Source organism: Rahnella sp. CFA14(1/10), from assembly GCF_004195095.1.
In the GTDB taxonomy this organism is placed as follows: Bacteria; Pseudomonadota; Gammaproteobacteria; order Enterobacterales; family Enterobacteriaceae; genus Rahnella; species Rahnella perminowiae.
Genome location: NZ_SEWS01000001.1, coordinates 734,190 through 749,423 on the forward strand (window position 1 = coordinate 734,190; position 15,234 = coordinate 749,423).

14 protein-coding genes and 2 pseudogenes are annotated in these 15,234 nt (G+C 43.8%); 9 read left to right on the forward strand and 7 right to left on the reverse strand.

Annotation, left to right across the window (positions count from 1 at the left end; translation table 11 throughout):
- Positions 1-217 precede the first annotated feature (217 nt).
- Complete coding sequence (locus tag EVX52_RS03670) at positions 218-463, forward strand: hypothetical protein (RefSeq protein WP_129952076.1); 246 nt, start codon at positions 218-220, stop codon at positions 461-463.
- 39 nt (positions 464-502) lie between these two features.
- Here EVX52_RS03670 and EVX52_RS03675 read toward each other — a convergent pair whose 3' ends face one another.
- The 6 genes from EVX52_RS03675 to EVX52_RS03700 all read right to left on the reverse strand — a co-directional run bounded on the left by EVX52_RS03675 (position 503) and on the right by EVX52_RS03700 (position 5,549).
- Positions 503-1,024, reverse strand: coding sequence for a cupin domain-containing protein (locus EVX52_RS03675; RefSeq protein WP_129990599.1), 522 nt, complete (start codon positions 1,022-1,024; stop codon positions 503-505).
- 33 nt (positions 1,025-1,057) lie between these two features.
- Positions 1,058-1,411 (reverse strand): hypothetical protein, encoded by a 354-nt coding sequence (locus EVX52_RS03680; RefSeq protein WP_129952078.1) that lies wholly within the window; start codon positions 1,409-1,411, stop codon positions 1,058-1,060.
- A gap of 24 nt (positions 1,412-1,435) precedes the next feature.
- A complete protein-coding gene (locus EVX52_RS03685) occupies positions 1,436-2,515 on the reverse strand; it encodes a diguanylate cyclase domain-containing protein (RefSeq protein ID WP_129990600.1) in 1,080 nt (359 codons plus the stop codon).
- Between the two features lie 268 nt (positions 2,516-2,783).
- On the reverse strand, positions 2,784-3,179 hold the full coding sequence (locus EVX52_RS03690) for a cupin domain-containing protein (RefSeq protein ID WP_129990618.1): 396 nt from the start codon (positions 3,177-3,179) through the stop codon (positions 2,784-2,786).
- Positions 3,180-3,503: 324 nt separating this feature from the next.
- The gene (locus EVX52_RS03695; protein ID WP_129952080.1) at positions 3,504-4,058 is read right to left on the reverse strand and encodes a sugar O-acetyltransferase; all 555 of its coding nucleotides are present in this window, start codon (positions 4,056-4,058) and stop codon (positions 3,504-3,506) included.
- A gap of 48 nt (positions 4,059-4,106) precedes the next feature.
- Positions 4,107-5,549, reverse strand: coding sequence for a sugar porter family MFS transporter (locus EVX52_RS03700; protein ID WP_255466661.1), 1,443 nt, complete (start codon positions 5,547-5,549; stop codon positions 4,107-4,109).
- A 509-nt stretch (positions 5,550-6,058) separates the two neighbouring features.
- Here EVX52_RS03700 and EVX52_RS03705 point away from each other — a divergent pair.
- From EVX52_RS03705 to EVX52_RS03715, 3 genes are all read left to right on the forward strand, one after another.
- Entirely contained in the window at positions 6,059-6,247 is a 189-nt protein-coding gene (locus EVX52_RS03705; RefSeq protein ID WP_240783430.1) for a hypothetical protein, read from the forward strand.
- A 172-nt stretch (positions 6,248-6,419) separates the two neighbouring features.
- The gene (locus EVX52_RS03710; RefSeq protein WP_129952083.1) at positions 6,420-7,133 is read left to right on the forward strand and encodes a DUF2461 domain-containing protein; all 714 of its coding nucleotides are present in this window, start codon (positions 6,420-6,422) and stop codon (positions 7,131-7,133) included.
- A 506-nt stretch (positions 7,134-7,639) separates the two neighbouring features.
- The gene (locus EVX52_RS03715; protein ID WP_129990603.1) at positions 7,640-9,145 is read left to right on the forward strand and encodes a hypothetical protein; all 1,506 of its coding nucleotides are present in this window, start codon (positions 7,640-7,642) and stop codon (positions 9,143-9,145) included.
- 30 nt (positions 9,146-9,175) lie between these two features.
- Here the strand turns inward: EVX52_RS03715 and EVX52_RS03720 are convergent, their stop codons facing one another.
- Positions 9,176-9,388 (reverse strand): hypothetical protein, encoded by a 213-nt coding sequence (locus EVX52_RS03720; RefSeq protein WP_129990604.1) that lies wholly within the window; start codon positions 9,386-9,388, stop codon positions 9,176-9,178.
- Positions 9,389-10,170: 782 nt separating this feature from the next.
- On the opposite strand from EVX52_RS03720, the gene EVX52_RS03725 reads away from it, so the two are divergent.
- From EVX52_RS03725 to EVX52_RS03740, 5 genes and pseudogenes are all read left to right on the forward strand, one after another.
- On the forward strand, positions 10,171-11,628 hold the full coding sequence (locus EVX52_RS03725; RefSeq protein WP_129952086.1) for a hypothetical protein: 1,458 nt from the start codon (positions 10,171-10,173) through the stop codon (positions 11,626-11,628).
- 222 nt (positions 11,629-11,850) lie between these two features.
- Positions 11,851-12,053: pseudogene (locus EVX52_RS25430) on the forward strand (integrase); the annotation flags it as partial.
- Between the two features lie 574 nt (positions 12,054-12,627).
- Complete coding sequence (locus EVX52_RS03730; RefSeq protein ID WP_129990605.1) at positions 12,628-13,671, forward strand: acyltransferase; 1,044 nt, start codon at positions 12,628-12,630, stop codon at positions 13,669-13,671.
- A 77-nt stretch (positions 13,672-13,748) separates the two neighbouring features.
- Positions 13,749-14,453 carry a CatB-related O-acetyltransferase gene (locus tag EVX52_RS03735; RefSeq protein WP_129990606.1) on the forward strand — a complete coding sequence of 235 codons (705 nt, stop codon included), beginning with the start codon at positions 13,749-13,751 and terminating at the stop codon, positions 14,451-14,453.
- A 157-nt stretch (positions 14,454-14,610) separates the two neighbouring features.
- Positions 14,611-15,110 (forward strand): annotated as a pseudogene (locus tag EVX52_RS03740) (transposase); the annotation flags it as partial.
- Positions 15,111-15,234 lie beyond the last annotated feature (124 nt).

Consider the following 15,234-nt stretch of genomic DNA (forward strand, 5'->3'; position numbering starts at 1 on the left):
TCGGAATAACCTTCCGAAAATCGCGTTTATTTTCTTAAATAATCCATTCTGCGATCTGCAGGAGTTTCTGCAATCCTTTTTTGTGAGTCACTTCAAGCATTGAAATAACAGGAACGCCTATAAAGAAATCATTACCTTGTGATGACAAAAAATGACAGGGAACTGATGTAGAAAAGGGAAACGAAAAATCAGGCAGTAACAGAAAAGGAGTGCGCGTATGGAATGGAAAATCATAGAAATCCTGAATATCCCACAGAGCGGGTTGAAATATATCTGCATTCAGGCTTTTAAAAACCTGAAGCTGATTTTGTCCGTTGATAATGACTTTAAGCTGCAAACCGGCGACACGTTAGAAATTACGCCGGAGGGCTATTCACTGAACCGTCATCAGGCACAGAGCCTGAAAATTCACCGAATGATGCCGTATTGTCAGCAGCGCTGGCAATCGCTCTCCATTCAGTAAATGGGCTTAAAAGCACGTCTTCACGAGAAAAGCCGGTATTCAACTGACCGGTTTTTTCTTTTGCTCACGATGCAAATCCGACAGGCCGTCATGATCACCAAATTGCTGCTCCGGTACGTCCCGCCAGCGGTCTTTGCGCGTCGCTTCATATTCCTGATTCAGCGGATAATAAATGCGATTTTCCGGCTTGTTGGCCTCGCCGACGACCAGCAGACGCACTTCCTCATCGCTGTTGTTAATGAAGGTGTGGCAGATACGGGTACCGTGCGGAAATGCCACAGCATCGCCCGGTTTCAGCGGGTGCAGATAACCATTAATCCACGCATCAGGATGCCCTTCCAGCACATACACAAATTCATCTTCAGTACTTTCCGCGTGGGCGTAACAGGTACGACGTCCCGGTAACAAACGTTCGTGATGAATGCCAATTTTCGTCAGACCAAGCGCTCTGCCAAGGGGGGCACCCAGCGACATCAGTTCATCATCACCGGGATAATTGCCGTCGTCAGGACCTTCAAGTTCGGTCCAGTGTCGGATAAAATCAGGTCTTTCCTTGTGCATAAAATCTCCGGATAAAGCTGCCGATAGTCATTTTTAGTACAACGAAGGTGACGTCTGCTGCATGGAGTACGAGTTTTGCGTCTGTACAGTCTGTTTCGGCAAGCAGGTAAATCTTATATGAACCTTCTCACCGTCATTACTCTCCCCCATTGTCTGGAATTTGCCGGTACAAAAATCGAAAATCTTTTTATAAGTGTCCGCACGGCGCTGACGTTCAAGGATTGAAAAGACGGACGTTGTGTAACTTGCCTCACCCTGGGTGAAGGAAGGGTCAAAATTGGCCGGGCGATAGGGAGCATCGCCAACCGGTTTATCGATAGATGAACAGCCTGCCAGTAAACCCGCAGCGACTGCCGCGGCAACCCACATCATGGTGATCTTTTTCATTACTCATCCCGGAAAACGTTAACGTTATAAGTGTAGCTGAGCAGAGACATCCGTCCGGCTCACGCTGCCAATACTGTTTTTGCCATTGTGTTTCACATTCACCAATGCCCGTTCGGCAGCCTCCAGCCACTGGTTATAATCATCATAATTTCGGGATGTCGCCACGCCGATACTCAGCGAGCACTGGAAACCTGAATCCTGCGATAAACGTATTTCTGAGGTTTTGAGTAATAACCGGTAACCCACGGCATACGCTTCTTCTTCGGAAATACCCGGCAGGATTACCACAAATTCGTCACCCCCCAGAATAGCCGGGAAATCATTTTGCCCGGTTTCCTGACGTAAAATCGCTGATACCGAGCGCAACACATAATCCCCCGCTTCACGCCCGAACAAATCATTCACCATTTTCAAATCATCGACGCCCAGCACCATCAGGCAGGATAAATCATGTTTTGCGCGTTCAAACTCCAGCATCAGCCGCCGGTCGAGTAGCCTCCGGTTAGGCAAACCGAGAAAAGGATCCATCAGGGCGGCTTTTTCCAGCTCGTGTTGTTTATCCCGCAGCTTTCTGGAAATGGAATAATTGGCGGCACTGAAAGCAATAATATAAATCGTGGAAAGCGGCAACGTCAGCCACAACGTCCGGTTGGTAACGGTGGAGTAAAACGTCATTCCCGATAATGGCCAGCAGATAATAAAACCAGCACAATAAAACAACGCGGCGCGGCACAGCAATTGCCAGCCACCGGCGGAAAAGCGGTCAGCGATGAGAATAGCCGTAATAATGGCCGACGGCAGCGGGCAAACCCCCATCAGCGCCACCCAGGCGCCTCCCGCGATGGCATCGAATGCCAGGTTTCGGAATTCCGCCTGATTAGGATGATTTGAACGCTGTGCAATCAGCATGGCAATATGCGGCCAGACAAAGGCATTCAGCGCCAGCAGGCTGATGGGTATCCAGGATGCATTGCGTTCAAGAAGCACCGAAAATACAGGAAAAAAGCAAAGAAAAGTGCCAAGTATCCGCATTAAGTACATTCGCCGCAAGAAGCGCTCTGAGCGCTCGCGAACGAGACTTTCACCTGGAGAATAATATGGCATACGGGAAACGGCTCTTGAGTTGATTTTTATTTATATTAGTCGAGTTACTGATCTCAGAGCTACTGAAAGCGGTGTTTTTAATGGGCCGAACAGCGTGGGTTTTTAGCGTTAAATAAGACAGGACAATGGTTAACCGAAAAGTTTAGGTTAAAAAGCCGGAAAAACAGAAATAGCTGTCGTGATTTTAAGCATTTACCTTATGCTGCAAAAAAGCGGCTTTTACCCTCCCCTTTGAGCAAAGTGATATAAATTTCACAACAGCAGAAAATTACTTACTGTACTGAGCTTCCGTCACTTTCTCCATCCACTCAACCGGACTGCCATTGAGGGATTCAGCAATCGCGATGTGAGTCATCGCATTCTCCGGAGTAGCTCCGTGCCAGTGCTTCACCCCTTCCGGGATCCATACAATATCACCCACATTCATTTCGCGGATTTCGCCGCCGTCTTCCTGCACCCAGCCGCGGCCGTGTGTGATGATCAACGTCTGACCCAACGGATGCGTATGCCATGCGGTACGTGCGCCCGGTTCAAAGGTCACGGTTGCGCCACCGACACGGGCGGATTCGGTGCCGCTGAACGGCGCGTCGATACGTACTGTGCCGGTAAAATAATTTTCCGGCCCTGCTTGTGAGGGTACAGAACCGCTTTTGGTAATTTTCATTTTATCTGTCATCTCATTCTCCGCTTCGGTAACCACTGCTGGAAAGTTCGTCATAGGATAAACCATAACGCCGTTCGTTTCTTGCGACCAGAGGGCAAGTTTGCCTTGCTGCTTGATGCGCTGCGATATAAAAATTAGTCGCACCGATCACTATTTAATCAAAACACACGCAAAGAGTGTTGACACTTATTTCATGAAGATAATTAATTGATTTTATTTAAGTTGTGTCTCATTCTGTCCGCACTTTAAGAAATATTGTACTTTTTGCATTTGCAGCCCGCCTGGAGCGGGCTTTTTTATGTCTGAAAGACTGTCAGATATAAATTACGTCAGGTTGCGTACCACCCGGCAGGGATTTCCACAGGCGACAACCCCCGCAGGCACCGGTCGAGTGATGACACTTCCGGCGCCAATTGTGCAGCCATCGCCGAGGGTCACACCGGGTAATATCACGCATCCGCCGCCAACCCAGACATCGTTACCCAGGCTCACCGGCCGGGCGCTGCCAATATGTTCACGACGTAAATCGATATCCAGCGGATGCTGTGCGGTATAAATTTGCACATCAGGGCCGATAAAAACGTTATTCCCTATCGTGACCGGCGCGCAATCGAGTAATACAAAATTAAAATTGATGAACACATTATTCCCGATCCGGGTATTTATGCCGTAGTCAATGCGCATGCCTTTTTCAAAATGGACATTGCTGCCTACTTCCCCAAAAATTTCCCTGATCAGGGCATCTTTCTCCGCCGTCTGACGGGCACCCAGCGCATTAAATGCGTCCACTTTATCTCGGGTCTGATAACGAATTTCGCGTAATTCGTCGTCATTAATATGGTAATCCAGCCCACCCGTCATTTTATGTAAATCGCGCATCAACTGCTCCTTGATAAAGTTCACATCCACTATGAAGGATCGGGGTCTTTACTGCCCGATATCGCGCAGTTTTTTCCCGGCCATAAGATTTCTTTCAATTTGCTCCAGCGTGACGTTTTTCGTTTCCGGTATCAGGATGAAAGTGATCACCACAAACACCACGTTCAGCGCGGTGTATAGCCAGAATGTCCCTGCCGCACCGATATTATCCATAAGTGTCAGGAAAGTAGCGCCGATAATCATGTTCGAAATCCAGTTGGTAGTCGTCGAACAGGTGATACCAAAATCACGGCTTTTCAGCGGCTGAATTTCAGAACACAGGATCCACACCACCGGCGCAGCACTCATGGCGTAACCGGCAATGCACATCATGGTCATACCGACCGACAGCCAGGAAAGTGCTGTACCGGCCGTGCCCAGATTGAACTGCTGAAGGCAATATCCCAGCACCAGCGTGCCGAGCGCAATCACGCTAAACCCAATTTTCAGTGCCGGTTTGCGTCCGGCCTTATCGACCATGCCGATGGCAATAAACGTCGCAAGCACGAACGTCAGCCCGACAATAATGGTGGCGATCATCTGCTGGCGTGTACTGGTAAAACCCGCCAGGTTAAAAATCTTCGGCGCGTAATACATGATGATATTCATGCCGGTAAACTGCTGCATTGCCTGCAACAACATGCCTAAACCGACGGCGCGACGCACGTTGCCGTTGGCTTTAAACAATTCCCATCCGCCCTGTTTCAGTTTAAGGCTTTCACGGATTTCATTCAGTTCCTGACGGGCTTTTTCCGAGGTGTCGCGCAGCATTCTCAGCACACGCTCGGCTTCAATATGCTGCCCTTTGGCAGCCAGCCAGCGCGGACTATTCGGTAAAAAACACACGGCGATCATCAGAACAAATGCCGGGATAGCCAGCACGCCCAGCATCGCGCGCCAGTCACCGCTGCTGCTGAAGGCGGTGTCAGAAAGGAAGGCCAGCAAAATGCCAAGTGTCACCATCAGCTGATACATGGCAATCATCTTACCGCGAATAGTTTCTGACGCCATTTCAGACAGATACAACGGTGCGGTGTAGGAGGCAATGCCGACAGCAAAGCCGAGGATCAGGCGCGACACCATCAGGATTTCGACGCTCGAAGCGAAAGCCGAGCCCAGAGAACCGAGGATAAACAGCAGTGCCGCCGCCATCAGGCTGTATTTACGTCCCAGCCGGAAAGAAAGCCAGCCATTGGCCAGTGCACCGAACGCCGCACCAAGCATCATGATGCTGACAACCCATTCCTGCTGACGACTGCTCAGCACAAAATGATCAGTAATAAAGGGAAGCGCACCAGAAATCACGCCAATATCGAGACCGAATAACAGCCCCGCCATCGCCGCCGCAAAAGACACAAACAGGTTCATTACTTTGGTATTTTTGAGCGGACTTTCAGTCAGTTTTGCTACATCAGATGACGACATTTTTTTCTCCGGAAAGAGGGAATACAGCAACGGACATCAGAAAAAAATCATTCAGTCATTACGATAAGCACAAGTGTCCTGTGGGGTGAGAGCAGGAAAGGCACATATATACACAATCGTGCTGCGCCGGACTTTTTGTGATCGGGATCACCGGAGAGAAGATGACGGGGAAATATTACGGCAGAATAAAAGACAGGCAGAGCAGAACCTTACGAGATGTCTTCCAAATCTGAATACAACTCCCTGTAAATGCATCCAGCCTGTTTATTTGTTCCGGCAGCAGGAATAAAGTTTCCCCGCTGCGGCACGATCCGCAGCGGGAATTAGCGTTCCGATACTTACACGACGAAATTATGTGATAATTTCGTATGCTTTGATTCACCCCAAATAATGGTGGCTCAGGCAGGGGCTTCGCAAGAAGCATCGGATTCGTGTAAGCCGGTACGCTAACCCTGTCTGAGCTGCCACCCGAGTCTAGCGTCTCAGGTGGTCGTCTTTATGGTATCAGCGCGCTGGCATCCGACTCTGCCGAAGGGTTGTGTCACGGCTTATTGTGCCTGAGTGAAGGGCTGGAGAATGGCGAGATAGTACCGCCGGAAGGCATCCCGCAGGTCAGCGCCTATCTGAAGGCGACCGCACATTTATTACCCGTATTGTTTGAGCTGAGTGAACGGGCGAAGGGCGGGTTAGGGAAAGCGGGAAAAGTAACTGCCGCGATTAACTGACCGGTCTCAGACATGAAAAGGCCCGCCGAACTCCACTGGCGGGCTTAAGAGCACACTGCTCCCCACATCGTTTAATCATGAAAATTTTTTACTTTTCAGTTTGCACTGAATGGGTTCAGGCGTCAGGATCTTCCCTGATTCTTCCATCAGCAGTAAGAAAGGTTCAATGATAATGACGACTCAGACACCTAAAACGCCGGTTGCGGCTGGGACAATCTTTAGCGCCGCCGGCCTGCAATTTCTGAATAAGCTCGCGCAAAACAATACCCGCGACTGGTTTAAAGCCAATCAGGATGAATACGAGAACACGCTCAGAACCCCCGCGCTGCGCTTTATCGAGCAAATGCAGCCTGAGATTATTGCCATTTCTCCGAGACTGACTGCCGTCGCGAAAAAAGTGGGCGGCAGCCTGATGCGCCCGCAGCGCGACAGCCGGTTCAGCAAAGATAAAACGCCATACAAAACCAATGTTGGCATTCAGTTTCGTCACTTTCAGGGCAAAGATGTTCACGCTCCGGGACTCTATCTGCACATCGCCGAAGACGGTTGTTTTATTGCAGCGGGGATCTGGCATCCGGAATCAAAAGCGTTAAACGCGATTCGCGCGTGCATTGATGAAAACCCCAATGCTTATCAAAAAGCGCTCAAAACATTGCATGATAACGGGTTTGTAATGGATGGCGACAGTCTCAGTCGTCCGCCAAGAGGCTTCGATAAAAATCACCCATTGTTAGCTGAATTAAAACGCAAAGATTTTATCGCAATTAAAAACATCGCTTTTGAGGATCTGTGTAAGCCTGATGTTATCGATTTTTGCGCAGAACAGTTCAGACATTGTGCACCGTTGATGTCCTACCTGTGTTTTGCTCTTGAACTGGATTTTTAGTCCCCGCTGAGTAGAAATGTCCCGGCCCTTTTACAGGGACTGAAGTTCAGGCATATAAAAGATGTTGACTGAAATACCTGTATTAAAAGGAAAGTCAAAGATCTTATCTCTCCTCCGTGTCAAATCGGAGGACACACTTTACCGGTGCGCTGATAGTTAGCGAATCCCCTTGCGTAAGACAGTTGCCACCCAGTAAAAGTCGTGATCACATGAAGCCAGATATGACTCCTGATACCCAAACAGCCAAAATTTCACTTTAAGCCGCCATAACAGCAATCAGCCAGAGGTCTCGTAGTGGAATGCGCAGGCGTTAAGGACCTCGATTTCGGATCACTCAGGCCACTCATTGTTCCCATGCTTGAGTGACCGGTAGCAAAGAAATTTATATCAACGCCCCTTCTAAGAGTTTTCTCAAAGAAATCTCTAATACCCTTGATAGCTATTGTGTTAAGTTACAGTATATTTCAATGACAATTTGAGTTTATTTTCATAAATAAGGCTTAACAATGAAAAAAGTGGCTAAATATTTATTATCACCTTTCCTTAAAAGATTTGATAACATTCATTATGGTATTAATGAAAATAAATCAGGCATTGATAATTTATTAATGTCAGTCAAAAACATGCAAGACATTTTTGTTACTGAGAAAGAAAAAGAGCAATTAGCACTTTCTCGTATTACAGATGAATTAGTAATACTAAAAGAACAAATAGAAACTTTAAAATTAACGAATAAATCTTTAGATACTATTTCCTCTGGAGTTTTAGAACTGCTAGAATCGCCGGTTAAAGGAGAGGATGCAGAGCGAATCTTTAGCTTACTAAATATCATATCAAAGAAAAATTCATATAATAAAATGAAACCACATGTTTTATTTTTAATTCATAATATGAATACATGGTATTCTGTCGCTAATTTATTTCTTGAATTATCTCAAGATCCCGATTTAAAAGTAACCATTGCAAGCATACCGAGATCCTTCCCTGGTGTGGAGGGTTATTCTGGCGAAGAGATTACCAGTGCTGCCTTATCAAAAATCGGCATTAATCATATGAGAATTAGTAGTTATTCTGACAAGGAAATTTCTACAATCCTCACAACACTATCTCCTGATGTTATATTTAGACAATCGCCATGGGATCATGATATTCCACCAGGATTCAGTGCTAACAGAATAAATTTCGCAAAATTATGTTATGTCCCTTATTATGCAGTAAATATAGTAAAAAATATTTCATCAGGAACAGACTTTGACTTCCAGTCAAATCAGGATCTGCACAATAATAGTTGGCGGATTTACTGTGACACGCAATATGCCTATGAAAAACTGTGCAAAAACTCTCTTTTACGCGGCGTGAACGCAAGATACTTCGGACACCCGAAGCTTGATTACATACATACTAAAATGAAAGAAACTGGCGATTCTGAAAAAAAATCCGGAATTACAAATATATTATGGGCACCGCATCATAGTGTAGATCAAGGGTGGCTATCATTTGGTACGTTCGATAAAAATTATCTGGATTTTTTGCGTTACGCTGAAGAAAATAACAATGTTCACATCAAATTAAGACCGCATCCGGCCCTTTTTGATTTTATGCGGGCAAAATCTGACGAAATAAAGAGCAATGTTGATTATTTTCTTTCTAAATGGACATCGCTGAATAATACCAGCATGGACTACGATTATGATTATGTTGCTTCCTTTGATTGGTCCGATATCCTTGTGACCGATGGTATATCCTTTATTGTAGAATATCCTTTATTCCATAAACCATCCATTTTTATTGAAAATGATAACCACGCTGAGTTCAACGAATTAGGAATTCTTGCTGCAAAATGCAATCACATAGCGAATGATTTCGCTAGTGTTCTATTTTTCCTCGACAAATTTAATGATGGAAGTCTTGAAGATAAAAATAATGAAATCGCTGAATTGGAAAGTATTGTACTACCCAACAAAGGCATGGTTCATCAGATAATAGCAAACGATATTAAATCAAACATTTAAAGATACAGGCGCCCTTATTGGGCGCTTATGTTAATAACGAAATATAGGATAAGCCGGTTTTTTTGTTATATCGTATGTTTCATTATTGAATTCTGTAGCCACATATAAAATTTTTGCAGCACAGGCAGGGATTATACCCTTTGCAGTTACCATAGTATCAATAGTGGTTGCTAAGGCATTTGCATCATTGGCCGCGACAGGCAATTCTTCATGGATGGCATTATGGTTTACTAATGATTGCATTACCCTACCCTGCAAAATGATTGTTTATTGCCAGTAAGCATTATCTTAACACTTCCCAATTCAACATCAACTACTGACTGAATTTTATGACAGAGCAACAGGCTACCGCTGTAGATGTTTCCGGCATCGGCTTTCAACCCGGTTTGGCCTGTCCCCGACCGTGATAATTACTGCGGTACGGGAGTTGTAGTACTCAACAATTATGTATGCGGAGAATACCAAGGCGGAGGGTATTACTGATTTCATGGCCTTCGCAATACGCAGGCAAGCTGCCGGGCTCAGGCCGGCGTGTCACTTCGGCATTGCAGAAAATGGAAGATGGGTCATCTATCGTAATAGTACGCAGGCATGTATACCTGTCAGCAAATCAACAGGCCAAACGCGCATGCAAAAATTGACGACGTTATGGCAATTCATGTGACTACTCTGGCACTTTTGGATGGTGATGGTGATGAGGCCCCTTTGAAGATTCTGAATGAATAAATGGTTGTATCATTCAGCACTTTTGATCAAGGCGTACCAGTCAACAGATGGGTAAAGCTTTAAGAAAAGATGGAGTGTTAGCCGGGTAGCCGGCGCAATAAGTCACTAATCTTAAATACCTTATACCGCAATCTGCTGATACGAACTAAGACTGTATCCTTCCAGCTACCGGGCTTTTCTATGCTTGCCGCAAGTAATTTTCAGTAATTATTGCGATCGTTTGAGATAAGACTTATCCTAAAGAACCATAAAGACTTATTAATCATTTAAAAGATGCCATTAAGCAATGGAATTTACATATGCCTATAAATCTTAACAATATAAAATTTATATTATTATCCTATTTCATAGTAATAATTTCTTTTTACTCAAGTGTCTTAACATCCACTTATGCTTTTTTGGATGATTTTGGCACTATTGAAAACGCATTAGCAGGTTTAGATGCACCCTATGTATTTGATATATCCTCAGGCAGGCCTCTTTTTGCCCTTTTCAGAATAATAGATGGAGTGATAACTAGTGGCATTGAAGACCTTTGGATGCAGAGATCGTTTTCAGTGATATCTCTTTTTGCTCTTGCTGTATTTATAAACAGATTTATAACTAAAATACATCTTTTTAACAGGGACGAATATAATTTCACATTTCCCTTGATGATTGCCTTGCTTCCTTCTTTTCAGGTGTATTCGTCTTGGGCAACATGTTATCCTTTTACTCTTGCTGTATTGTTTAGTGGTTTATCTTACTCTTGTTTGACTTCTTCTTTTTTTAACAAAAAACTGGTCAGATGGTTAATATCATGGATGTTTATATGTTGCTCATTTGCAATATATCAACCTGCCGGCATGGCATTTATGGCTTTTGCTTTGTTAGATCAGTGCCTGTCACCAAAATCCGTTAATTACCGAGTTCTTTTTAATTCTTTTGTGATGATGTGCTCTGGCATGCTTTCAAGCCTCATCATGATTAAAGTTGTCCCTCTGCTAGCTTTTGGACAAACATTATCTCGCTCTACGATGACAGATAACCCAACGGGTAAAATCCGATGGTTTTTTGGTGAAGCTATACCAAACTCCTTGGCTAACTACAGTATATCTGCCAGCGAACCCATGCTTATAATTGGTCTTGTCTTCTTTTGTATGGGCCTGGCCTATATCTACAGTAATAAAGATGGAATTAAAAAAGTTCTCTTCACGCTTGTTTTTATTGCTGGGTCGTACTTCCCTAACTTATACGTATCTGAAAGTTGGGCTGCACAAAGATCCATTGTTGCAATGTCTATCTGTATAGTTGCGGTCTCATTATTTGGTTTAATGAAATTTTCTGACTTTTTATTCACACACTTCAGAATCAAAGGAGCTGGAGTATTATCAGTTCTGTTGATTGCATCTGCCGGAGTGACCGCGACAGGAAATATAAATAACTATATGATATCTAACCAGATATCAGAGATAGAATCCGTAGCTTCTGAAATTAGCAACAAAGTAGATAAATCTTTTAGCGGAGCCGTTATGGTAGATATCTCTAAGCGTAACTGGGGTGCCTTTTCCCGTATTGTGAGATATGACGAGTTCGGAGAGAACTCTGTCTATGCACCATGGGCTGCAAGAGGCATACTTTTAACTATTAAGAAAAGCAAGGGATTCTCATACTCTGTACCCAAAAACCCTGTGATTTCCAATAGCAACAATTGTTCTGAAAACTGTATTACCATTCAACCAAATGAAGCAATGCTGAAATCAACTTTAAATTACTAGATATATGACGGATATTTTAGCTTCTGTTATTCTTAGCCTGGTTCAACAGACCAGGCTGTATGTCTTTTTCAGTAGCTTTATTTATTCCTTCAACAGTATCAATGTAATCAAGCCATAGATTCAGGATTTTTTGATCATTTCATTTCCTACCTATGAGTATTTTATTTACCAAACCATATTCTTGTGCTTAGCTGAATCTATCAGACATTTCTTAGTGCTGATGCAAGCTGGCTGATTAAGGCCGGTGTCACGCGATCAGTTCTTCAGGAAATGGGCGGCTGGGAGTCGCTCGAGATGGTACGGCGATCGCGCTTCTGGCGACAAATCATTTAACGGAGCACGCGAAGCAGATAGACGTTATTTTTGGGGTTCCAGTCCCAAATCTGTCCCACTCGCAAATTTGGGAGGGAACGGCTGACAGTTAACTGCTTGATTTGAATGGGACGCCTTACAGGGCTCGAACCTGTGACCTAAGGCTTAGAAGATAGGAGATCATCATTTAACATACTGATTTAATGACAAAAATCCATGCTCGCGCAAAGTAATGTGTCGTTAAGTGCATTTCTCAGAAATCCATCTGCATTATGTGTCGACACAATTACGACACACCATTTCATTCGTTCGAATCACACGGCGGGATTCGCGTGGCATGATTAAAATCCTCCCTTGCCAAAAACTGTATACATAAACAGTAATATCGATCGATACTTTTGATCAAAGCGGAACGGTTAACAGATTTGTAAGGGCGCGATGAAGAAAGGTTTTTTTGTCATGCAGGCTCGGTGATGAATGACTAATCTCAAATGACCCACCCCGCAACCGGCATAGACAGGAGCGGCTGAGTCATTGCCCGGTCACCGGGCTTTTTTATGCCGGTCATGTGAGAAGGACTTGGTGAGAAAGGGAATTTAGTTGGCGCTAATATTAGCGATTGAATGGTGGTAAGAATTATCCTACCCTAAGCTACAGAAATAATTACGTATTTAACGGGTTTTTTACATGGAAAGACTTAAAGGGTTGGATGGCATTCGCGGCGCTCTGGCTATCATAGTCGCATTGTCTCATGCGTTTGGCCATTATACTGGGTGGGGATCTCGAATATACCCTATTCATAATGCATCGTTTGCAGTTGATGTGTTTTTTATATTATCTGGAATCGTTCTATATCATGCGCATCATAATGAGATTGAAAGTGGTTTAATGTCATTCACCTCATTTGCTAAGAAACGCTTTCTAAGATTATATCCCATGCATATACTGGGAATTATTCTAATACCTATTTCATTATATGTGAGTGTCGGTGTAGCTTATCCAGACTGGATAGGTGATGTGTCTTTTAAAAACATGCTTGGTGACACATTACTAATGAACTCCATTGCAGTTGGTTTTAATTTGTCAAGCAACCAGCCTAGCTGGTCAATATCTATTGAGTTTTATATTGGAACATTATTAGCGTTTATGAGCTGTAAAAACAAACTTGCACCTTATCTCATAGCATTAACATCTATATTTTTAGCCTCTTACTTTAGCATCAAGCCTCATGATATTGATCAACCTGTTTCATTCCTGGTTAATGGCGGTATCGTAAGATGCCTCTTTAGCATGTCATTAGGTGTAATCTCTTATAAGATTGTTTTGAAATATCATGATTTCTTTACAAAAAGCACCATTCTTACATCGATTTTAGGTGTTGGCGGTTTTTTGCTGATGTGCGCTGTCATAAAAGAGGGTAATTTCTCTATGCACGTTTACTTTCTTATGGTTGCATTATTATCTTTATCAATATCTCTGATTGGGAGCGTTGGGTTCAAATGGCTTTCATTTTTGGATAATAGTTTTTTTGTAATGTTAGGGAAGCGCTCATTTTCCATATATTTAATGCACACACCTTTGCTTTTCATTTTCCTAAACTTCAAAGGCAGTGACAACTTTATGAACTCATTGCTGGCAATCTCAATAATATTGCTCACTGTTTTTATTTCTGGTTACACATATAAATACATTGAAAAACCGTTTTTTAAAACCAGAGGCAATAGAGATTGATCATCAACCTATAATAACCATGGTTGAATACTTAGTGTTTATATTAATCAAAAAACTTAACAATCACGAGGTTTTGGATGTTCAAGATTAGGACATGGATTTTAAAAAGCACCCTCCAAAAATTATCATTGCTCGAATCAAAGATACAAGAGATGGGGGATCAAATCATAAATCTTAAGGCAGAGAGTGCTCTGCGTGAAAAAAGGCTTATCTCTGATGGTCGCGTGCTAGGCGTTGACACTATAATTGGTACCAACACGTACCTAGGTGAATTTGCAGCGGTACACAATCACTGCACAATAGGAAAGCATAATTACTTGAACTTATGGGTGACAGTTTATAGTCATACAAAAATTGGTAATTACTGTTCATTCGCACGATTTGCTAACATTGCCCCGGATGAACATCCTACCGATTGGCTTTCCACACATGTTTTTCAATATGATCCACCGGCAAACAAAACATTCAATAGAAGATCAGAGACTGTAATAGGTAGTGATGTTTGGGTTGGTGCCAGTGCAATTGTCATGCAAGGTTTGAAAATCGGTCATGGATCAATCATTGGAGCTGGAGCAGTAGTAACAAAGGACGTTCCCCCTTTTGCAATTGTTGGTGGAGTTCCTGCCAAGATTATACGCTATAGATTTAATGATGAAACAATTACAAAACTACTTGATTTAAAATGGTGGGATCTTGATCCAGAAGACTTAGCTCATATTGATTTTGATAAAATTGAGTTAGCTATTAAGCAGGTTGAGGAAATTAAAAAAGCCAAATCTTAGCGAATTGGCTTAATTTTCATTATTACATCTAAATGGGTGGGGTTAGGGTTTATCGGGCCAGATCACCTCCCCTAACTGTGTAAGTATCCCGCTTAACCGGACCATTCACTTTTAGAGATCTTCCGACATACTGATTATGTCCTTCGAGGAGATCACCATGCGAAAAGCCCGATTCACTGAGCACCAGATCATCGCCGTTCTGAAATCCGTCGAAGCCGGACGCAACGTCAAAGATGTCTGCCGCGAAGCGGGAATATCTGAGGCCTCGTACTACAACTGGAAAGCAAAGTACGGCGGGATGGAAGCCTCTGATATCAAAAAGATGAAGGATCTTGAGGACGAAAATCGCCGTCTCAAACAAATGTTTGCCGATCTCAGTCTTGAATGCCGTGCACTGAAAGATGTCATCGAAAAAAAGCTTTAAAACCAGCGATAAAGCGTGAGCTCGTCAACTATCTGACCGCGCAGTTTACGATGAGCATACGCCAGGCATGCAGGACGTTATCGCTGAGCAGGACGGTGTATTGTTACCAGCCCGATACCCGGCGTGATGAAGCGGTGATCCAGGTGCTGACCGGGTTGGCAGAGCGCTATCCCCGCTACGGCTTTAAGAAGCTTTTTCAGGTGCTGCGCAGGCAGGGGCACGTCTGGAACCACATGCTGTAATCTTAATACGATCCCAGTCTGTGATATCTGAGGTGATTGCCATGAAAACTTTCGTTGGACTTGATGTTTCCCAGAAGAAAACAAGCATCTGCGTTATAGACCATAACGGTAATAA

Coding starts and splice junctions, on each gene's coding strand:
- EVX52_RS03695 (WP_129952080.1), bottom strand. CDS start 4,058: ATGCGCGATTTACATAAAATGACGGGTGGGCTGGATTACCATATTAAT.
- EVX52_RS03670 (WP_129952076.1), top strand. CDS start 218: ATGGAATGGAAAATCATAGAAATCCTGAATATCCCACAGAGCGGGTTG.
- EVX52_RS03685 (WP_129990600.1), bottom strand. CDS start 2,515: ATGCCATATTATTCTCCAGGTGAAAGTCTCGTTCGCGAGCGCTCAGAG.
- EVX52_RS03735 (WP_129990606.1), top strand. CDS start 13,749: ATGTTCAAGATTAGGACATGGATTTTAAAAAGCACCCTCCAAAAATTA.
- EVX52_RS03725 (WP_129952086.1), top strand. CDS start 10,171: ATGCCTATAAATCTTAACAATATAAAATTTATATTATTATCCTATTTC.
- EVX52_RS03710 (WP_129952083.1), top strand. CDS start 6,420: ATGACGACTCAGACACCTAAAACGCCGGTTGCGGCTGGGACAATCTTT.
- EVX52_RS03730 (WP_129990605.1), top strand. CDS start 12,628: ATGGAAAGACTTAAAGGGTTGGATGGCATTCGCGGCGCTCTGGCTATC.
- EVX52_RS03720 (WP_129990604.1), bottom strand. CDS start 9,388: ATGCAATCATTAGTAAACCATAATGCCATCCATGAAGAATTGCCTGTC.
- EVX52_RS03715 (WP_129990603.1), top strand. CDS start 7,640: ATGAAAAAAGTGGCTAAATATTTATTATCACCTTTCCTTAAAAGATTT.
- EVX52_RS03680 (WP_129952078.1), bottom strand. CDS start 1,411: ATGAAAAAGATCACCATGATGTGGGTTGCCGCGGCAGTCGCTGCGGGT.
- EVX52_RS03675 (WP_129990599.1), bottom strand. CDS start 1,024: ATGCACAAGGAAAGACCTGATTTTATCCGACACTGGACCGAACTTGAA.
- EVX52_RS03690 (WP_129990618.1), bottom strand. CDS start 3,179: ATGAAAATTACCAAAAGCGGTTCTGTACCCTCACAAGCAGGGCCGGAA.